Here is a 22,178-nt window from a genome sequence, read left to right as displayed (position 1 = left end):
TGAAAATGCGTTTTCCGTAGTTTGAGCGCATAAAAGACACATAATTTATCGATTTTGAATCATAGTTCATATCGCTCCTCCTTGGGGTGATCTATCATTGTTGTCGGTGTTGAGTGACTTAAACACGTCATTCATTAGCGCCAGATTCAACGAACTAAAAACCTATTGACTATGATGAAATCTTTTACCAACCCGGGTGCTGAAAAGACCCTAAACCAACAACGGAGATGTCTTGCTCCTTTGTGAATAGAAGGATGTATAAGTCCGGAATTTAATTAATCAACTAATCTGAAAAATTCAATAATATGAGATTAAGGTATACTAAAAAGGGGCAGTTTTTGAAAATGCTTTTTGCCGTGCTCATGCTGGTAAGTATGAGTGCGTTTGGTCAGGGGCAGACCATTTCCGGTAAAGTTCTTGACGAGAACGGGGAAGGATTGCCTGGTGCTACTGTGGTTGTTAAAGGAACGACCTCAGGTACAACTACAGATATCGACGGAGCCTTCAGGCTTCAGGCTGATGAATCTGCGGTTTTGGTTATTTCATTTGTGGGTTACGAGCCTTTCGAGGTTACCGTGGGTAATCAGTCTGTCATTCAGGCATCACTCAGCCCTGACGTATCTAGTCTGGATGAAGTGGTAGTGGTCGGGTATGGCGAGCAAACCAAAGAAACAGTAACGGGAGCCATAGAGGTAGTGAAAGGTAAGGAAGTGTTTGCGAGCAGAGCACAAACTAACCCTGCCTTATCCCTACAGGGACAAACACCTGGTATCACTGTGACCAGAGGATCTGCGCGTCCGGGCCAGGAAGATATCGATTTGCAAATCAGGGGTTTTGCATCCATCAATCAGGATCCACCATTGATAATGATTGATAATGTGCCGGTTCTGAATGCAAGAGAGTTTTACAATATGAACCCCGATGACATTGAAAGTATCAGTGTATTGAAAGATGCCGCTACTGCTATATATGGAGCGCGTGGAGCTAATGGAGTTATTCTGGTCACTACCAAAAAAGGAACGCGGGGTGAATTGACAGTCAATTACAACGGTAATTTCAGAATGCAGTCAGTCGGTCTTACTCCGCATGCAGCAAATATGAGAGAGTATGGCCAGCTCTGGTTGGAGGCAAACGAAGAAATGCCTGAAGAAGGAAGGAATTATTGGGGATTTGGTACGGCAGAAAAGATTCAGCAATTGGCAGATGGATATGAAGGCCCGCTGACAGATATCTACTTCGCGTGGGATGGCATGTATGTGAAAGATGTAGACCGCATCGATGAGTTTTTTGGTAATTCATATTCACAGCAACACAACATCAGTGTGTCCGGCGGAAACAAAACCACGAGATACCGTATATCAGGACTTTTTGCGGACGATGTAGGGGCATTGAAGCCTGCTTATGATGGACAGAAACAATACAACCTGAGATTCAACTTTGATCATCAGTTGTCAGACAGAGTGAATTTGAGTTCTGGTATTACCTATCAGAAAAGAAGAAGATCAAGTCCTTCTAACGGAGTGGATGGCCGATCATTTCAGCAAAACCCCTGGATTTTCCCCAGTAAGAATGACGCAGGTCAGTACGTAGCTGCCTTTGGCGCCATTGGTTCTGAAAACTTCCTGGCCAGTGTAGAATCGGGTGGTAGAGAAGATCTGGATGAGGATTTGACCAAAATCAACCTGGGGATGACCGCAGAAATTGTGGAAGGATTGACCCTGGAACTTACCGGTTCTTACAACAGACGAGTACAAAGTACCGATGAGACCAATATAGACGTAGCGTTATATGATTGGGATGGCAACTTTGCAAACTACACGAGTCAGATCGCCGAAGGAATCACCGATAGCTACGAGGAAAATGACTACCTGAACTATGGATCATACCTGAACTACCAAAAGAGTTTTAATGATCACAACTTCAGCGCTAAAGTGGGGGTTACAGGGGACTATTTCCGATCAGAGGGCAATTCCATTACCAGAAACGGCTACTTTGAAGACAATGGAATTTATGATATCAATATTGCTCCACAGACAAATGTCCAGACAGAAGGAGGACAAGGTCAATGGGGACTATATGCCTACCTCTCGAGAATTGCCTATGACTACAAAGGAAAGTATCTGATCGACCTGGTAGGGCGGAGAGATGTTTCGTCAAGGTTTGCAGAAGGGTTTAAGGCACTGAATTACGCCGGAGTTTCGGCAGGATGGGTGATCAGCGAAGAATCATTCATGAAAAACGCATCATTCCTGAGCTTTTTGAAATTAAAGGCGAGTTATGGTGAAACAGGAAATCAGGCAGGTATTGATGAATTTTCCTATCTCTCTACCGTCGCACCTAGCAGACAATTATTTGGTGCGTCACCAGCACTTCAAAGTGCTGCCAATATTCCGAACATCATTGACCCTACTGTGACGTGGGAGCGAATCAACATGACCAATTTCGGAACAGAGTTTAGCTTATTTGATTTCAAACTAAGTGGAAGCTTCGACTACTACCTGAGAAATAATTCAGGGATGTTGATCGCCGTAGAATATGGATCGGTAATGGGTAATGACGGAATAGGCCCGCTGACCAACTCAGGTGACCTGGATGCTCATGGATGGGAAGCAGCCCTGGGATGGAAAGATAGAGTTGGAGATGTGACCTTTTCCGTTTCAGCCAATATGAGTGACAGCAGAAACAAGATCGTAAGACTTGATGGTGCTAACATTCCGGTATTGAACACAGCAGGTGTCAACATAGAAGGTTATCCAATTGGAGCGCTGTTCTTGTGGGAAACCGATGGTTTTTTCCAGACACAGGAAGAGGTTGATGCTTATTATTCCACATATTCAGGAAGCTTTCCCAACCAGGGAAATACAGGCCTTCGTCCGGGAGATGTGATCAAGGTTGATAGAAATAAAGACGGGGTGATCACTACTGAAAATGGCGAAGACTTGAAGTTTGTGGGTGACCTGTCACCGCATTATACCTATGGAGTGAACCTGGGTGCCAGTTGGAAAGGAATTGATTTTCAGGCTACTTTCCAGGGAGTACTTGACCAGAACATTTACAGACAAGAAGGAAACCTGTCCGCTCCTTTCGCGGGTAGCAGGTTTGCCAACCAAACTGCGGCTTTTCTGGGTAAAACATGGACGGAGAGCAACTCAAGTGCTGAATATCCCAGGATGACCTGGAATACAGCTCTTGCCCGACATAACTGGTGGGATAACGAGTGGTTCCTTCAGAACAATCGTTACATGAGACTCAAAACGCTTATTGTGGGTTACACTTTACCGCAAAGTTTGACTCAGAAAGTGGCCATAGAAAAGGCGAGAATCTACTTCTCTGGAAATGACCTGTTCGAGTTTACCGCGATCAAGGATGGTTACGATCCTGAAAGCCGGGGAAGTTCAAGTAACATTTATCCCTTCCTGAGGACTTATTCACTTGGGATAGACCTGACCTTCTAAATGAGATATTTCAGTTGTAACAAAAAATTAAAAGACATGAAAAATATATTCTTTTCATTGATAGTGTTAGGCACTATGATGATTTCGTGCCAGGATGCCTTTACGGATCTTGAGCCATTGGATGAAATTACAGATGCGACTTTTTATTCCACGCCTGCACATTTCGAACTTGCCTCCAACCATCTGTATGATGGGATGATAGGCTGGGGTGCGGATGGAGAGTTTAGAGATTACGGATCTGATTTGGTCTCTATCCCTCAGCTCTATACTCAGGGCAACGTGGTGGCCCCTGAGACTGACGAACTTTGGAATGAAGGGTACGACGACCTTAGGGATGTAAATATGCTGATAGCAAGTGCTGCTGAATACACGGGAGATGTCACCGAAATCGCAGCATATGTGGGTACCGCTCATTTTTTCAGAGCGTACGAATATTTCACATTGCTGAGGAGGTTCGGCGGAGTACCCCTGATCACTACGGTCATCAGTTCGGCTTCACCTGACGAAATATTTGAAACCCCGAGAAGCAGCCGATATGAGGTAATCAGTTTGATTCTGTCTGACCTGGATGAGGCTATTGCCAATTGTCCTCCGTCAGTGGGTGAGTCAGATTTAGGTAAGATCACAAGTATGGCCGCTAAGGCTTATAAGGCTAAAGTACTCTTGTATGAGGCCACATGGGAAAAGTACGTAGGTACCGACACAGATGGAGATGGGTCCACAGCCGGTGCTGGCTCTACCAAACCAGCTAACTATCCTTCAGTAGAGGCAATGCTGGGTGAGGCGATTGACCTGTCTCAGGATGTGATGGTCAATGGAGGATATGAACTTTGGAATCATGACTTTCCTGAGATCAATGCCAACTTCTACTTGCATCAGCTGGAAGATGCCGGATCAAACCCATTGGGACTTGATAAGTCCTCCAACAAGGAGTTCATTATTCAAAAGATTTATGATTACGATCTGGGCTTTGGTGATTTGAATTTCGCAACAACTGAAAGCCGCATGGCTCCGAACAGAAAATCCATGGACATGTTTCTATGTACCGATGGTTTGCCTATCAGCAAGAGCCCGCAATTTCAGGGATACAACACCATGTGGGATGAACTGCAGAACAGGGACAACAGGATGATCGCGTACTTCTACAACGTACCGGAAAATGGATCGCCTGTCCTCAATGTGGGTCCAAGTGATTCAGGCGCTGGGATTGGTATTCGAAATAGAAAATTCAGATCATGGAATGGATACAGACCTGATGAAAGACATGCGCAGAATTATTCAATATTGCGTCTGGCAGAGGTGTATTTAACATATGCTGAAGCCATCTATGAGCTCAGAGGATCCATTTCTGATGCTGAGTTAGACGAGTCAATTAACAAGACCAGAGCAAGGGCTGGGATAGCCCCATTGACCAATAGTCTGGCCACTGCTTATGACCTGGATATATTGGAGGAAATCAGAAGAGAAAGAGCCCTGGAACTATACAGCGAAAACACAAGAATTCATGATTTGAAGCGATGGGGTATAGCGGATGAAGTATTTGCTGAAGAGATTTATGGAGCTGTGATAGAAGGTACTGTCTATGATGGAGACGAGTCATTGTATCTCCCTTCCATCTATCCATTTGGTGAGAAAACCGTGACGGTTGGTTCGGGTGAAAACCTTAGGGTAATTGTAAGAGATGGGGCATCGAATCGAAGATTCACAATGACCCATTACCTGGCTCCTATTCCGATTAGTCAAATTTCGCTGACTGGTATTTTACAGAACCCGGGATATTAAAGAAAGTAGGTCCGATGAGTATTATAATGAACAGCTGGTGGCGATGGTCGCTGGCTGTTCATTAATGAGACCGACCTAATCGCCTCCTGAGACCAGCAAAAATTGGGAAGTCAAGAATTAATGGGTTAATGTTTTTCACGGGTAACACATGTAACACCTCAGATTGAATTGGTTTCATGTTTCGTCCTTCAATCAAAAGAAGCTGTTTCACCAGAAGCAGATTTTTTTATGTTGTTCATGGTCGAATGAAATCAGGGATGTTTTTGAATTTTTTAAACGATGGCATACAAAGAATCAAGAAGACACTTTATCAAAAAATCAGCTGTGGCAACCGCTGGATTTTCACTGGGTATATCCGCCCTAAGCACCGCTTGCAGAGACAAGGTCTTGGGTGGAAAAGGCACTTTTGAAGTAATCCGAAACGGACGGTCATTGTCGTTTAAGCTTCCTGTAAACATCGATGTTTCGCAGGTAGAGGTGCGACTTTTCAGCAAAGCGAATGAATATATATTCGAATACGATGATGTGTCACCAAACGCACCGAAAGTTCAAAACGAACAGACCAAGGATGTGTGGATGGCTGGTTTTGACGAACAAGCCGACATAAGGAGAAATTCGGGTCGTGAGCAGCGCTTTCCTACAGTGGATGTCGCCATGAAACCTGACATGGAGGCCATCATAGAGATGAACGTAAAAGAGCAGGGTATCTATGATTTCAATGATACCGGTGAAAACCCTGTGGCTGCCGAAATAAGAATACCCTATGAAAAAGTAGAATACTGGGGCAATTCCCTGATTCTGGACCCTAAAACCAACGCCATTGAGCATTTCTATCTGTCAACGAAGGCTGATGTAGCAGAGGATAAAGTGAGTTATCAGTTTGATGTGCTGCGGGATGACTGGGTAGGGGCAGTGTCAATTCACCGGGTAGATACCGGCGAGTTTATTGCCAGTTCGGAAGTCACCTGGGACAGTACCTTGCCAAAAGTATCTACCGGGACTGGTGTATCACGTGAACGCATGGTGGCAGCACTTTCATGGGCTACCCGCTACGTGCTTGACTGTGAAGACACCAAACCAGATAGCGCAACTAACCGAGGTGAGTACCTGTTGTACGACCTTTCTGCCAAAACCCGGTTGAGACCTGCCTGGGCCTGGGCCTGGGGACCTTCCGCAAAGATGTTTCTGGAAGCTGTGGACGCGGATGGTGTGGACACCGAAGTGACCGGGTTGAGTAATGAAGCGCTTAAGCAGCGAGCCATCGAGATTGGAAATATCACGCTGGACAGGCTGATTACAGATCCTGCAAGTCCTGCATACGGAATAATAAGAACCAGTGCCACAGAGGCAAGCACAGTAGATGCCTTGTTTTTAGTGGGATGGGGTTGGATGCCCCTGTACCGGGCCACAGGCGACCAGAGATACCTCGATGCGGGTAGAAAAGTAGCAGAAAAGCTCAATCTACTGATGGATGAGCACGACGATGTTTGGATTCCGCAGGCTTATGAGTTTCACAAGAAAGAATGGAAGTCCATCATGAGTTTTGAGAGCTCAATGGGCTTGCCTGGTTTAGCCGGGTTGTATTTTGAAACCGGGGATGAATATTTCAAGAAGACCACCATTCGTCTTGCTGATTTGCTAATCCGCGCATTTGAAAAAGAAGATGGTATGTGGGGGGTGTTTTTCTATGGAGATAAGAAGAAATCAGGTCCCGTAAACTACTGGACCAAGGCTTTTGGATACATCGCCGATGGTTTGATCGAAGCACATCGGGTAGCTCCTGAGCAGGGATATTTAAAAAAGGTGCAGGTGATTGCAGATGCCATCATGGAGACACAGGCCGCAGATGGGTCATTTTCGGTGCGCTTTGATAGAGACCCTGAGTTTGTGGGGGTTGGAGAAAAAGCCACTACACTGTGGGCCGGATTATACATTAGACTCTACAAGCTCACTGGGGACAGAAAATACTATGATGTAGGTATGAAGACTTTGGAGTGGTGCATGGACAATCAGTACTTCGGAGAGGATCCATCCGCCAGAGGAGGCATTGTCAGTAGATCATGGCCATCCGGGATCAACTTCAGACATTGGTTTGATGTGGTGGTTACTTATAGCGTGTCATTTTTCGGAAACTCACTCGCGGAAGCTCTGAGTCTGGATGAATGGAAAAAACAGTAATGAAAACACGATTTAAGCTGCGAGGGATCTATTTGTTGGGAGGACTATTGTTGGGGCTGACCGTGGTTTTAAGTTCCTGCCAGCAGGAAGAACAGCGGCCTTCCAATATCGTCATCATCCTGGCAGACGATTTAGGTTATGGGGATATCTCGGGTTATAATCCCCAATCGAAGATCCAGACACCTGCCATTGATGACCTGGCAAAACAAGGCGTGATGTTCACCGATGCTCATACCAATTCATCCGTTTGCACACCGACCAGATATGGTCTGCTCACGGGGCGGTATAGCTGGCGAACACGGTTGAAAGAATCGGTACTCTATGGCTATGATAAAGCGCTTATTCCAGAGGAACGACTGACGGTAGCTGGTTTATTACAGCAGCAGGGCTATGAAACCGCCGCAATAGGCAAGTGGCACCTGGGCTGGGATTGGGCCAATGTAGATGCAGGAAAGGATAGCATAGATTACACTCAGCCAATTGCCAATGGACCTACCAGCGTGGGCTTCGATTACTTTTATGGGATAATTGGCTCGTTGAGCATGCCGCCCTATGTATGGGTGGAAAACGACATGCCTACAATGGTACCTACCAAAAGAACCGCCAGTCAGAAGAAACAATCCATCTGGCTGGAAGGCGAAATATCTGATGATTTTGTGCATGAGGAGGTCCTTCCGGAGATTCAAAAAGAGGCTGTTGCATATATCAACTCACATGCGAATAAGGACAAACCATTCTTTTTGTATCTGCCACTCACTTCGCCGCACAATCCCATTTTACCTTCGCCCGAATACCAGGGGAAGAGCGGGTTGGATAACCCCTATCCCGATTTTGTGATGATGACAGACGGAGTGGTTTCGGCTGTTGCTGAAGCGCTCAAAGCGCAAGGGGTTTTTGACAACACGATTTTGGTATTTCTGAGTGATAATGGTTGCTCCAATCAAGCGGATTTTGATCAGCTAGCCAGCAAAGGCCATTTTCCCAGTCACATATATCGGGGCTTTAAATCAGACCTTTACGAAGGAGGTCATAGGGTGCCATTTGTCATTACCTGGCCTGATAAGGTCAAGCCTGCCAAAACTGATGATCTGGTCAGTACCACGGATTTTCTGGCCACGCTGGCGGAGCTGTTGAAGACCACTTATCCGGATAATGCCGGAGAGGATAGCTACAGCTTCTTGTCAGCCCTGGGACTTCCATCCACCTCACCGAAGCGGGAAAGCATCGTGATGCATTCTTATGATGGCTCTTTTGCTTATCGAAATGGGGATAGTAAGGCCTTGTTTACTTCCAGCTCCGGCGGGTGGAGTTACCCACGTGCTGGCTCTGACGATATAGAGGGGATGCCCGAAGTTCAGTTGTACAATCTAAATGTGGACGAGCGTGAAAAAAATAACATTCAGGATAAGAATCCGGAATTGGTGAATCAACTCAGACAAGAACTGGTCGACATAGTGGTCAGTGGGCGAAGCACACCCGGTTTACCACAAAAAAACGATGGCCCGGAATGGTGGGAACAGCTGGACTGGATAAAAAATTAGCAAGGTTCGATTGCTTAAAGAGTAATTGGGGTTGGTTGGGAGGCGTCAGGTGAGAGGATAAGTTCTTCGGGCTTGGCGCCTTTTTTAGTTTCCAGGCAGGCCAGTCTCATTGTGGCTCCAGCCATAAAGAATCATAATTCATCTGTTTGGGACGATACCTGATACCTTTTTATCCGCTCAGAAGGCATATTGCATACTGTGTTTTGGAGTTTTGAGGGGCCTGAGTTTCTTCAGCGTACCCCGGAAGGAAATTCCCGGGCACTCCGACAAACAACTAAGTAAACATTAACAACGAGAAGTAATGATGAGATTTGGACATTTGATGGTGGTGGTTTTTGGCCTGAGCCTGATGGCCTGCGACAAAAAGCAAACGACTGAGTCTGTGATAGAACAACCGAATATTGTGGTCATTCTATGTGATGACCTGGGTTATGGAGACTTGTCTTCCTATGGTCACCCTGTGATTAAGACGCCCAATTTGGATGCACTGGCAAGTAAAGGGATCAGAATGACCAATTTTTACTCCGCGGCGCCTGTCTGTTCTCCTTCCAGAGTGGGGTTGATGACTGGCCGGAGCCCAAATAGGGCAGGTATTTATGATTTTATTATAGGCGGACAAAGCCCAAAACCAGACAATAGGGACATGGTGCACCTGCAAGGCTATGAAGAAACCATTCCAGCCAGACTGAAGTCTGTCGGGTACGCTACCTGCCTATCTGGAAAGTGGCATTGCAGCTCACTTTTCAACGATCCTGATAAACAGCCTACACCGGATCACTTTGGGTTCGATCACTGGTTTGCCACGCACAACAATGCCGCACCCAGTCATGAGAATCCTCGAAACTTTGTGCGAAATGGAGAAGAAGTAGGTGAGATCGAGGGTTTCAGCTGTCAGATCGTGGTGGATGAAGCGATGGACTGGCTGGGGCAGCAGAAGAAAGACCAGCCTTTTTACCTACAGGTGACTTTCCATGAGCCTCATGTGCCCATTGCATCACCACCAGAGCTGGTTCAAAGGTATCTCCCGTATGCACAAAATGAGAACGAAGCTCAGTACTTTGCCAATGTAGCCAACGTAGATTTGGCCGTAGGGCGCCTGGTAAAGTATCTGGAAGAAAATGGCCACGACAATACCTTGATCGTGTTCACCTCCGATAACGGACCGGAAACACTGCTCAGATATTCAAAGGCCATTCACTCCTATGGTACCACGGGTGGCTTAAAAGGACGCAAGTTGTGGACAACAGACGGTGGATTCAAAGTACCCGGCATTGTACACTGGATGGGAAATCCTACCTACAATGGAGCATCAGATGCCGTGGTATCCGCACTTGATTTGATGCCCACATTTTGTGAATTGGCAGGAGCAGCGCTCCCACAAAGAGCGCTGGATGGACAATCGCTGACCAATTTGCTCAGGACAGGAAAGATGACAAGGGAGAAGCCCTTGCTATGGGCTTTTTACAACGCATTGAATGACCGGGTAGTGGCCATGCGAGATGGAGATTGGAAGCTCATGGCCCGGCTCAAATATGACACGGCATATTTGCCTAAAATCGAAAATGTCTATCAGGGAAATGTGGATTCTGTAAAAAATGCAGAGTTGGTGGATTTCGAACTTTACAACCTCGCGCAGAATCAATACGAATGGAACGAGCTGTCTTATGAGCATCCCGATCAACTGGCGACCATGCAAAAATTACTCACTCAGGAATACCGGGAATTGCTGGAAGATAGCCATGTTTGGAAACGTTAATCGAGCAGCACTGTGAAGTGGTAGCACGGTAGCGGCACTTTAATCATCAATAGTAAACCCCTCTAGATATGAGGATTATCATGATAAGTATCCAACAAGCCCTGACTCTTGCCGTATTGCTGATGGCGCTCCCCGGATCAGGGCAGGACATGAGGCTCTGGTACGATGAGCCTGCACCCAACTGGAACGAGGCGTTGCCCATTGGCAATGGACGATTGGGAGCCATGGTCTATGGAACACCCGGGCTTGAGAATATCCAGCTTAATGAAGAGACCTTGTGGTCGGGTGGTCCACACCGAAATGACAACCCGGAGACTCGTGAGATACTACCGGAAATTCGCCAACTACTCTTTGAGGGTAAGTACCAGGAGGCACACAACCTGGCTAATGCCAGGATTATTTCTGAGACTTCTCATGGTATGCCCTTTGAAACAGCGGGGAATTTATACCTGAGCTTCGAAGGACACCAACAATACAGCAATTACTACAGAGAACTGGATATCAGTACCGCCATTCAGAAAACCAGGTACGCTGTGGACGGGGTGGAGTTTCAGCGAGAGGTGTTTACCTCCTTTTCCGATCAGGTGTTGGTGGTTCGTCTTACGGCGCGTGAGGCGGGACAGATTAGCTTTACCGCCACCATGGATCGGCCAAAGTCTGAGCTGATTGAAGTGTCCACCGAGGGAAACAACCTTTTGAAAATGGTGGGGCGGAACAACGATCGCAAAAGCAAGAGACTGCCAAAAGAGGCCCTCGGCACGGAAGGCAAGCTGAGGTTTGAGACACGCGTGCAAGTTATTCCGGAAGAGGGCAGGGTTACCGCAGCAGACACATCCTTGTCAGTTGTGGGTGCGAATAGTGTTTCCATCTATGTGTCCATAGCGACCAATTTTGTCAACTATCAGGAGGTCAGCGCCGATCAACACGAGCGGGCAGTCAGCTATCTGCAGCAGGTCGAAGGCAAAAGCTATCAGGAACTCAAGCGGTCGCATATTGATGATTATCAGGAGTTTTTCAATCGGGTAGTCCTGGATCTGGGAGAAACGGAGGAATCCAAAAGGCCAACCGATGAACGCATCAAAAACTTTAGTGCGGTGAATGATCCTGCACTGGCTGCATTGTATTTTCAGTATGGCCGATATTTACTGATCAGTTCGTCACAGCCCGGTGGTCAGCCTGCGAATCTTCAGGGTATTTGGTGCAATGAGCTTGATCCACCCTGGAAAAGTGCTTATACCATCAACATCAATACCGAGATGAACTACTGGCCTGCTGAGGTCACCAGCTTGCCAGAGATGCATGAGCCATTAATACAGATGGTGAAGGAGCTGTCTGTGGCCGGTCAGCAAACTGCCGAGGTGATGTATGGGGCAGAGGGTTGGGTAGCGCATCACAACACCGATTTGTGGAGAATTACGGGCCCTGTGGATGGAGCCACCTGGGGCATGTGGCCTTCCGGTGGCCTTTGGTTGAGTCAGCATCTGTGGGAGAAATACCTGTTTTCAGGAGACGTAGAGTACCTGAAAGAAGTGTACCCCGCCATGAAAGGCTCAGCAGAATTTTGTCTGAGCTTTTTAACACCCGAACCGGAGAACGGCTGGCTGGTGATGTCTCCGTCAACTTCACCGGAAAACCGTCCGACACATTTGCCCAATATGGTCAACATCCAGTATGGGGCAACCATGGACAATCAGTTGGTATTCGATATGCTCACCAGGACCGCTCAGGCGGCCAGGATTTTAGGAAAAGATGCAGCATTGATGGAGAAGATTGAAAAAACAATTCCTAAACTAGCGCCTATCCAAATCGGTCGGCATGGACAGATACAGGAGTGGATCAAAGACTGGGATGATCCGGAAGACAAGCACCGCCATGTATCTCATCTGTATGCTTTGCAGCCATCCAATCAGATTTCTCCCTATAGAAATCCGGTGTTATTTGAAGCTGCTAAAAATGTGCTGATTCATCGGGGCGATCCCTCTACCGGTTGGTCGATGAACTGGAAGATCAACCTCTGGGCACGCCTGCTCGATGGCAACCACGCCTATAAACTGATGGGCGATCAAATCAAATTGGTAGGACGTCCGGATTCACCCAAAGGGGGTGGTACCTATGCCAATATGCTGGATGCTCACCCGCCGTTTCAGATCGATGGAAACTTTGGTTTCACCTCAGGTCTTGCCGAAATGCTGGTTCAGAGCCATGATGGTGCCATTCATTTGCTGCCGGCTTTACCGGATGTGTGGAAAGACGGGAAGGTCAGTGGATTGCGTGCACGTGGTGGTTTTGTGATTGAATCGATGGAGTGGAAAGATGGAAAACTGTTAAAAGCGGTTGTTAAATCTACCCTTGGCGGAAACCTGCGTGTCAGATCTTACAATGAGTTGAAGGCCGCAGGTGAAAAGTTGAAAAAGGCCAAAGGATCAAATGAAAATCCTTTCTATCATACACCTGAAGTTCTGAAACCTCTGATTTCAGAAGAAGCAAATTTAGAAGGGTATGAGCCCCCAAAAAGCTATTTGTATGACCTGCCCACCAAAGCCGGAGAGTTGGTGACTTTAAGCGGGGGCTGATCATCCTGAATTGATAAGAAATTGACAGGCCATGGCGACAAATCATGGATATAATCACCTGATTCATGGATGGAATTTGCAATTGAAACTGCGGTTTTCGAATGATTCCTATTTTAGCCTCGGTGGATGATTGTGTTCCATCCATAGGTTATTGAGTGAATTACTTGTAATGAAAAAACCATTGTCAATGATCAGGATTATGAAATACGGGTGGCTACTTATTATGTGTTTGGCTACCATGGGCTGTGCGAACCATCAGGCACCCATACAAGTCACTTCGCCGGATGGCAAAAATGTTTTCGTGCTGTCATTAGAAAAGGGACCGGGCGTCATTTTTGAAGTGAGAAGGTTGGAGGAAAATAAGGAGTCTGTATCGTCCCGAACCAGGGTTAAAAGCGAAGAATTAGCATTGGGCAATGAAAATAGAATGGATATCGAGCTGCTCGCCAACAATGGTTTTGCTATGCATTTGGTGCCACTAGACTAATGATTGAGAGGATGAACCGAAATTTCAACACGTATTCCTGGCGACCAACAAAAACCATTTTTTGGATGTCGGTCATTCTGTGGACGGCTTCATGTAGTCAGGGCCCAAAAGAGAATTCTACCGAACAGGTATTAAATCATTGCGTTTCGAAGGTCAGGGCTACTGCAGCCAGCCTACCCAATGCCGATCGCATGCCGAGGAACATCGCCATGGGAGAGAAAGAGTGGAAAACCGTGAGTCTACATGACTGGACCAGTGGTTTTTGGCCTGGCATCCTGTGGTATGCTTATGAGCATTCCGGTGATGAATCTTTAAAGCAGGAGGCTGAAAGGTTTACACAACCAATAGAACAAATAGCCAACACATCGGCGGAAGATCACGACATTGGTTTTCAGGTCTATTGCAGCTTCGGCAATGGTTACCGATTGACTGGCAACGACACTTACCGGCGGGTGATGCTTAAAGCGGCAGATACACTGGCCACTCTTTTCCATCCAACAGTCGGGACCATACACTCCTGGCCGGCAAAGAAGGAATACCCTCATAACACCATCATCGACAATATGATGAACCTTGAGTTGCTGTTTTGGGCATCCAAAAACGGAGGCAGCACAAGGCTCTATGATATCGCTGAACAACATGCTGAAACCACGATGGAAACTCTTGTGAGATCAGATTTCAGCACTTATCATGTAGGAATATATGATACCCTCGACGGCCATTTTATTAAAGGGATCACACATCAGGGATACGCTGATAGTTCTCAGTGGGCACGTGGGCAGGCCTGGGCTATTTATGGTTTTGCGATAAGTCACCGCGAGACAGGCAGAGCGGACTTTTTGGAAACTTCTAAAAAGCTGGCCGGGGTATTTCTTAGTCGTTTGCCGGAAGACGGTATTCCTTATTGGGACTTTGATGACCCGGCTATCCCCAAGGCTCCCAAAGATGCGTCTGCAGCTTGTATTGCCGCATGTGGCCTGTTGGAACTCGCTACACTGGTGGGGGATCAATCGGAAAGTGAAACATATCAAAGTGCAGCGGTGGATTTGATTAGTAGACTGGCTACTGCCAACTATCTCAGCAGAGAAGATAACCTGGCCATTTTGCTGCATTCCACAGGACATTACCCAAAGGGAAGGGAAATAGATGTGCCCATCATTTATGCAGATTATTACTTCATGGAAGCCCTCTTAAGGCTTAAAGAATTTGGATTAGCGATTTGAGGACATATTAAACGTTGACAAAATGAATTTCAAGCTGAATATTAAATCATGGATGGTTGTGTTGGTCCTATTGCTACCGGCCGCAGTGTCCCAGGCACAACCCGGTGAATCTGGGGCCAGGGAAAACCATCCCAGAATATATGTCAGCGGCGTGGCTGCTAAGGATTTTGCCAGGTCGGTACAAAAGACAAAATGGAAGGCGGAAATCATAGCGAAAAAGAAAGAAGAAATAGATCAGTACATGGAGCGCTGTGCCGCCGATCCGGAATGGTTGGTAGCTCGGTTGCAAATGAACTGGAAAACAAAACACGACAAAGTGTATTTGCGTGGAGGTGATTTTTCACACTCTGAAGGAGAAGCACCGGTGCCTACGGTACGTTTTTCTGGAACCCGGGATTGGGCCACCGATTATATGAGGCCACCGCTGGAAGAAATAGCGCCTTACTTTGATGATGAGCGTGGCATGTACCTGAGACACCGCGAGACTAAAGAAATGGAATGGGTACATCCGTCCAAAGCTGGTCATATCATTGAAGGGATCAATAGGAACATCATGGCCATTGCCGAAGATGCAGCATTTCTGTACTGGTACACCGGAGAGGAGAAATATGCGGCACTGGCATTACCGGTTTACGACACATACATGAAGGGTATGTATTACCGTGATGCTCCCGTAGACCTTGATAGTTCCAAACAACAGTGGGTGTCGGGATTGGCCACCTTTGAGGTGATCCACGAGCAAATAGTGATTTCGCTCTCGTTGATCTACGATTTTATGTACCAGTACCTCGATGAAAACGGGCACGACCGGGATATATCCGTGGCGGTTTTTCAGAAATGGGGCGATCAAATCATCAAAAATGGAATACCCGACAACAACTGGAATTTCTTCCAGGCGCGCTTCCTCACTTTTATTGCTTTGGCCCTGGATCACAACGAATACTACGATAACGCAAAAGGGCAGCAATACTACCTCGATCATACCTTTGAGCTGAGCACCGACAGACAAATAGCACTGAAGGAGGCCATCTTAAACTATGACCAGCAAACAGGTATTTGGCCAGAATCCGCCTCTTACTCGATGCACGTCACGGAGACATTGTTGAAGATCCTCACCGTACTGGACAATGCCACCAACGACAATGAGTTGGAAAACTTCCCGGTTGTAGAGAAAGCTACTCTGGCCTCCATCCAATACTTGTTTCCAAATGGACACATTGTCGCTTTCGGAGATTCCCGTCATCAGCCACTGCCAGATGAAACATTTGAGTACTTGATCGCCAACTACAGAAAGTATGGCAAGACAGTCAAAGAAAAAGAAATTACCGCCTTATATCAAAGCCTTTCTGACGTTGAAAAGCGGGGAAAAGGATTGTTTGAGCTGTTTTTTTATGTGGACGAGTTGGTTGAGACTGATGAGGCGGATGCCGGCGAACTCATCGCACGTTTAACATCGCCCACATTTTACGCACCCAATGTGAGCTGGTTTGTGCAGCGCATGGGAGCAGGCCCTGATGCCACCATGGTTTCTACTTTTGGTGCCTTCGGAAACCATGCCCATGCCAATGGAATCGCGATAGAAGTGTATGCAAATGAGCAGGTTCTGGCCCCGGACATGAGCAAAGGGCCGAGCTACTGGCACGAAGATCACCGCAAATACTATGCGCGCTATCCTGCACACAATACGGTGGTGGTAGATGGTATTTCGGATAGTCGCGCCATGCGGGTAAGCCAGCCATTTAGTTTAGATCAGCATTTCCCGGTATCGGGGGACCGCAATAATATCTTTGATCAGGTCACTTTTTCTAAGGTTTCGTTTGTAGAGCCCACCACGCTTGCCAATCAGCAGCGGCTGACAGCCATCGTTCGCAATCAGTCCGGGAAATCCTATGTGCTGGACGTGTTCCGTTCTGAAAGACCAGACGCTGAAAGCCAAATACACGACTATTTTTTCCACAGCCTGGGCCAGTCGCTGCGTTTCTATGGCGAAAATGAAGAACTGATACCCTCTGCTTCGGCTACACTGAATGGGCCCGGATTTTTGCCGGCATACGAATACTTTTCTGATGAAAAATCGCTTACCACTCCTCAGGATTTAAAGGCCCTTTTTAAGTTGGAAAGTGTCGGAAATCCTAATAGCCTGATGAAAGTATGGCTCAAAGGCGGAGAAAACCGGGAGTATTTTGCCGTAAATGGCCCCAAATCCAATGCGCTGAACGAAGCAACTGCTCCGGCTGAAATACTTGATGAAAAAGTACCTGCCCTGGTTATTAGAAGCCATGGAGAAGCGTGGAGGGATCCATTTGTAGCGGTTCTCAATCCCTACATGGAAGGCGATTCTCAGGTAGTTTCGGATGTTTCTATAACAGAAGATGACCGAAATGGCTCAGCACAGATCCTTCAGATCACACATGAAAACAAGGTCACCAGCGACAAAATAGTGGTCACCACCACTCAAAACGACATAGTAGACGCTGACGACTTTTACCAGAAAGGACTGCTGAGCATCACCCGGGAAACCGGGGATGAACTTGACTTCACCTTTGCTGCCGGGGTTACCCGCTACTCGAAAAAGGGTTGGGAGATACTCAGTGTGCGCGAACCAGTCACCCTCTCCATTGAAAGAGTTGAAAGGGGTTTTGAAATTCAAAATGACGGAGCGGTGCTGATCGGGGTGCCGGTGAGGTTCAATCCTGAGTATATCGAGCTCTATGCAGATGGAAAACTTATCGAAACAAGGAAGGGTATGAAAAACCGCAACGACCCGGGTAGAATTGATTTTCGACTGGATGACGCCTTTCAAAAAGCAGTCATTGTTTTGAAAAACTAGCCGTTAGGTTTTAATTAGATGAGAATTGAAAATCAGAAATTCTGTTGTTTGGTTACCTTGAGAGCCGTAAACATTAATATTTTCATTTTTGACCATGTTTTTGAGTAAAAAATCCATATTCGAATATCATGTATAGACTAGTTTTGAAATAATTACAATCAAATAAATAGACTTTATTTTATATGATCACAAAAACCAACACACTAAAAGTCATACTCTCATTTTTAGTTTCGGCGAGTCTTTTTGGATGCCAGACCGAGGCAAAGGATTCAACCCCCTGGGTTAATTTGTTTGATGGAGAAACCCTGAACGGGTGGTCCAAAATTGGTGGCGATGCCACATACAAGGTGGAGAATGGAGCCATTGTAGGGACCACCGTTAAAAACACACCGAATACGTTCTTAAGATCAGATGAACGCTATGGGGATTTTATTCTGGAGCTGGAGTACAAGGTGGACCCATCTATGAACTCTGGCATTCAAATCCGGAGTAACAGTTTTGACTATTACCTGAAGGGCAGGGTACACGGTTACCAGATCGAAATTGATCCATCTGAAAGGGCCTGGAGTGCGGGCATTTATGATGAAGCCAGACGTGGGTGGCTAAATACCATGGAGGCTAATACTGAAGCACAAAAGGCTTTTAAACAAAACGACTGGAACCACTATCGGATTGAAGCCATAGCCGATACCATTAAAACATGGATAAATGGTGTGCCTGCGGCGTACCTGATTGATGATCAAACGGCCACCGGGTTTATAGGATTGCAGGTGCATAGTATCAAGGAAGATGATCAGGAAGGTAAGAGTATTATGTGGCGGGAAGTGAAAATCCTTACTCAGGACCTTGACAAGTACACGACCAAATCGCCATTACAACCAGTCGTAACAAAGAATAATTTAACCATCGACGAAGCTAAAAAAGGATGGAAGTTACTTTGGGATGGTGAAACTACTACTGGCTGGAAAGGCGCTAAACTGGATAAATTCCCGGAAGAAGGTTGGGTAATAGAAGACGGAGTTTTATCGGTATTATCCTCAGGCGGAGCAGAGTCCAGAGCCGGAGGCGATATTGTGACCGAGGAGCTTTTTGGTGATTTTGAGTTGAAGGTGGATTTTAAACTTACACCAGGAGCTAACAGTGGAATTAAATACTATGTAGATACGGAGATCAACAAAGGATCAGGATCTTCTATTGGTTTGGAATATCAAATATTGGACGATGACCTGCATCCGGATGCCAAGTTAGGAAATCATGAAGGCAGTAGGACCGTGTCTTCTCTGTACGATCTGATTCAGGCAGATACCAATAAGCCGATAAATCCTGTTGGAGAGTGGAATACCGCTCATATCAAATCAATCGACAACCATGTAGAGCATTGGCTAAACGGCGTGAAAGTGTTGGAATATGAGCGCAAAAGCCCGGAATACAGAAAGCTGGTTTCGGAAAGTAAATATGTCAAATGGAAGGATTTTGGTGAGTTGGACAAAGGCCAGATTCTCCTACAGGACCATGGTGATTTTGTGTCCTTTAGAAATGTAAAGATTCGTCCAATGGATAAAAACACAGCGGAGTAATTATGAGAAAAGACAGAAGAAATTTTATTCTAAAAGCGACTGCAGGTGCTGCCGGTATCGGTCTGACCAGCCAGCTGAATGCAATGAGTGCAAAAAGCTATTCTAAAATAATAGGAGCGAATGATCGGATACGCGTTGCCCTGCAGGGCTTGGGACGAAGGTTTCCAGCCTACAAAGATGCGATCGCAGATCCTGCTAATAATATAGAGCTGGTTTATCTCTGTGATGTGATGCAAAGTCAGCGGGAAAGAGCCGCTGCCATGTTTGCGGAAGTGACAAACGATAAGCCCAAGTTGGAAAATGACATCAGAAAGGTAATCAGTGACAAAAAAGTAGATGCCATATTCATGGCAACACCAGATCACTGGCATGCACCCGGAGCATGTATGGCTATGCAGGCCGGCAAGCACGTGTATTTGGAAAAACCCTGTAGTCATAATCCAAGAGAAGGTGAGTTGCTGGTAGCTTATCAGAAGAAATACGATAAGATTGTTCAAATGGGTAACCAACAACGCTCTTCTCCGCAATCGCAGGAGATTATCAAGGAAATCCATGAAGGGATAATTGGTGATGTCTACCAGGCCATCGCTTTTTATACCAGTAGAAGAGGATCTGTACCTCACCAGACACCGGCCAACCCTCCGGAGGGATTGGATTGGGAGTTGTTTCAGGGGCCAGCCCCCCGAAGGGCATATACTGATGACACCTGGAATTACAATTGGCACTGGTACGGGTGGGCATACGGAACGGCAGAGACAGGAAACAATGCCACGCACGAACTGGATATTGCCCGATGGGCGCTACAGGTCAAATACCCGGAGCGCGTAGAAGTCAATGCAGGCAAATACCAATACAAGGACGATGGATGGGAAATGTACGATACCATGGAAGCTACCTTTAAGTTTTCAGGAAACAAGGTGATCAAGTGGGACGGCCAAAGCAGGAATGGGTATTATAAATTTGGGGCTGGTAGAGGTACCATCATCTACGGATCTGAAGGTTCTGTTTTCATTGACAGAGAGGGTTATAAACTCTATAGTCTGAAGGGGGAGCTGATCAAAGAAAGTCTTTCTTCTGGAACTGAAGCCGGAACAGCCCTTGGTGGTGGTGGAGATATGTCAACCATGCATACTATGAATTTCTTTGATGCCATTCGTGGTAAGGCAGAATTGACTTCACCAATAGACCAGGGAGCAATCAGTCAGATGTTGACCCATTATGCCAACATTGCTTACAGAATAGACGATGCCTATGAAGTGGATGAAACCACTGGTCGCATCTATAACAGAGAGGCGATGAAATTATGGTCCAGAACCTATGAGCCGGGCTGGGAGATTAAACCGGTCTGATATTTTTCAGGTGTTGAGGTAAATAGTAGAATCGATCACCTTTGACCATAAGTGTCAAAGGTGATTTTATGTTAAGAAAAGGCTATTGATGAAGCGAAATAAAACCCGGTCGTGTTAAATTATACCGTGATGGAGAGCGACAGGGTTTATCGTAAATACCATCAGAGATTAGAAATAAATAGAAACGCATGAAGAGAAGGCAATTTGTAATTAATAGTGGTTTAGCTACAGCAGGAATAGTGACTTCAACATTCGCAACAGCCAACATAATGGGTGTTAACAAAGCGAATAATTCAATAAAAATAGGGGTGATAGGTACAGGATCCAGAGGGCAGGGCTTGATCCCCAATATCAATGGTATTGATCATTTTGATGTCGTTGCCTGTGCGGATATTCTTCCTTTTCGCCTGGAAGAAGGCCTGAGTAAAGTGGAGAGTAAGCAGGTGAAAGGGTACGAAGATTACAGAAAGTTACTGGATGACAAAAACATAGATGCTGTACTGATTGCAACCCCATTTAGTACGCACGCCGGGATTGCAAAAGATGCCATTGACGCGGGGAAACATGTGTACTGTGAGAAAACCATGGCGAAAGGCTATGATGGGATAAAAGACCTTGTGGAGGTGACTGGTAAATCCAAAAAGATCTTCCAAACGGGCCATCAATACCATAGTTCCAGATTGTACAGCCACGTGGTTGATCTGATAAAAAAAGGTGAGCTGGGTCAGGTTCAGGCCTTTGAATGCCAGTGGAATAGAAACGGGGATTGGAGGAGGTATGTACCTTCTCCGGAATTGGAGAGAATCATTAACTGGAGGATGTACAGGGAATATTCCGGCGGTTTATTGGCCGAGTTGTGTTCACACCAATTGGATTTTACTAACTGGGTACTGGGAGCTACTCCCAACAAAGTCACTGGTTTTGGTGGAGTAGATTATTGGAAAGATGGAAGGGAAACCTATGATAACATTCACCTGATCTATGATTATCCAGGGGGTGTGAAAGCCAAATTCACTTGCTTAACCGCCAATTCTAAAGACGACTATCAAATCAAAGTATTTGGCGACAAAGGCACCCTGATCTTAAGCTATGCCAAGGCATGGTTTTACCCTGAAGGAAAACTGAACAAGGAAGTGGGCGATGTAGATGGTGTGTCCGGGGCAACAGTCTCGTGGGACGAAGGCAAGGGCATTCCTATTCACGTTGATCATATCGAGCCAAGTAAACAGGCCTTGATGGATTTTCGGGATAGCATCACAAACAACACCACACCAGCGTCCAATATTGTTTCCGGAGCAAAAGCAGCCATTTGTGTGCAGATGGGGCTGGATGCCATGTATAATCAAAAAATCGTCCATTGGAATCCTGAGTTTGATAACCTGGGCTGATAGCTAAGTAAACCAAGCCGGGGTAGTTTGTTCATTTGA

Annotated in this window: 12 protein-coding genes; all 12 read left to right on the top strand. The window is 46.3% G+C overall.

From position 1 onward, the window contains the following. Positions 1 to 305: 305 nt before the first annotated feature. The 12 genes from RIH33_RS08380 to RIH33_RS08325 all read left to right on the top strand — a co-directional run bounded on the left by RIH33_RS08380 (position 306) and on the right by RIH33_RS08325 (position 22,139). Positions 306 to 3,455: a SusC/RagA family TonB-linked outer membrane protein gene (locus tag RIH33_RS08380; RefSeq protein ID WP_406650422.1), complete on the top strand. Its 3,150-nt coding sequence runs from the start codon at positions 306 to 308 to the stop codon at positions 3,453 to 3,455. A 36-nt stretch (positions 3,456 to 3,491) separates the two neighbouring features. Continuing rightward, the gene (locus RIH33_RS08375; RefSeq protein WP_406650420.1) at positions 3,492 to 5,237 is read left to right on the top strand and encodes a RagB/SusD family nutrient uptake outer membrane protein; all 1,746 of its coding nucleotides are present in this window, start codon (positions 3,492 to 3,494) and stop codon (positions 5,235 to 5,237) included. Between the two features lie 279 nt (positions 5,238 to 5,516). Further along, positions 5,517 to 7,415, top strand: a complete 1,899-nt coding sequence (locus tag RIH33_RS08370; RefSeq protein ID WP_406650419.1) for a hypothetical protein — start codon at positions 5,517 to 5,519, stop codon at positions 7,413 to 7,415. Then, positions 7,400 to 8,956: an arylsulfatase gene (locus RIH33_RS08365; protein ID WP_406658706.1), complete on the top strand. Its 1,557-nt coding sequence runs from the start codon at positions 7,400 to 7,402 to the stop codon at positions 8,954 to 8,956. The genes RIH33_RS08370 and RIH33_RS08365 overlap by 16 nt, the downstream gene beginning before the upstream one ends. Positions 8,957 to 9,257: 301 nt before the next feature. After that, positions 9,258 to 10,712 carry a sulfatase-like hydrolase/transferase gene (locus RIH33_RS08360; protein ID WP_406650415.1) on the top strand — a complete coding sequence of 485 codons (1,455 nt, stop codon included), beginning with the start codon at positions 9,258 to 9,260 and terminating at the stop codon, positions 10,710 to 10,712. A 68-nt stretch (positions 10,713 to 10,780) separates the two neighbouring features. Beyond that, positions 10,781 to 13,285: a glycosyl hydrolase family 95 catalytic domain-containing protein gene (locus RIH33_RS08355; protein WP_406650414.1), complete on the top strand. Its 2,505-nt coding sequence runs from the start codon at positions 10,781 to 10,783 to the stop codon at positions 13,283 to 13,285. A gap of 187 nt (positions 13,286 to 13,472) precedes the next feature. After that, positions 13,473 to 13,772: a hypothetical protein gene (locus RIH33_RS08350; RefSeq protein ID WP_406650412.1), complete on the top strand. Its 300-nt coding sequence runs from the start codon at positions 13,473 to 13,475 to the stop codon at positions 13,770 to 13,772. 65 nt (positions 13,773 to 13,837) lie between these two features. Beyond that, positions 13,838 to 14,995 carry a glycoside hydrolase family 88 protein gene (locus tag RIH33_RS08345; RefSeq protein ID WP_406650410.1) on the top strand — a complete coding sequence of 386 codons (1,158 nt, stop codon included), beginning with the start codon at positions 13,838 to 13,840 and terminating at the stop codon, positions 14,993 to 14,995. Between the two features lie 22 nt (positions 14,996 to 15,017). Beyond that, entirely contained in the window at positions 15,018 to 17,825 is a 2,808-nt protein-coding gene (locus tag RIH33_RS08340) for a heparinase II/III family protein (protein ID WP_406650409.1), read from the top strand. A gap of 182 nt (positions 17,826 to 18,007) precedes the next feature. Next, a complete protein-coding gene (locus RIH33_RS08335) occupies positions 18,008 to 19,402 on the top strand; it encodes a DUF1080 domain-containing protein (RefSeq protein ID WP_406650407.1) in 1,395 nt (464 codons plus the stop codon). 2 nt (positions 19,403 to 19,404) lie between these two features. Further along, positions 19,405 to 20,751: a Gfo/Idh/MocA family protein gene (locus tag RIH33_RS08330; RefSeq protein WP_406650405.1), complete on the top strand. Its 1,347-nt coding sequence runs from the start codon at positions 19,405 to 19,407 to the stop codon at positions 20,749 to 20,751. A 188-nt stretch (positions 20,752 to 20,939) separates the two neighbouring features. Then, the gene (locus RIH33_RS08325) at positions 20,940 to 22,139 is read left to right on the top strand and encodes a Gfo/Idh/MocA family protein (RefSeq protein WP_406650404.1); all 1,200 of its coding nucleotides are present in this window, start codon (positions 20,940 to 20,942) and stop codon (positions 22,137 to 22,139) included. The last annotated feature ends 39 nt before the right edge of the window (positions 22,140 to 22,178 follow it).

Origin of the sequence: Marinoscillum sp., from assembly GCF_040222955.1 — a bacterium.
GTDB lineage: Bacteria > Bacteroidota > Bacteroidia > Cytophagales > Cyclobacteriaceae > Marinoscillum.
The sequence above is the reverse complement of the archived record's forward strand: the minus strand, read 5'-3'. Positions and strand labels throughout refer to the sequence as shown.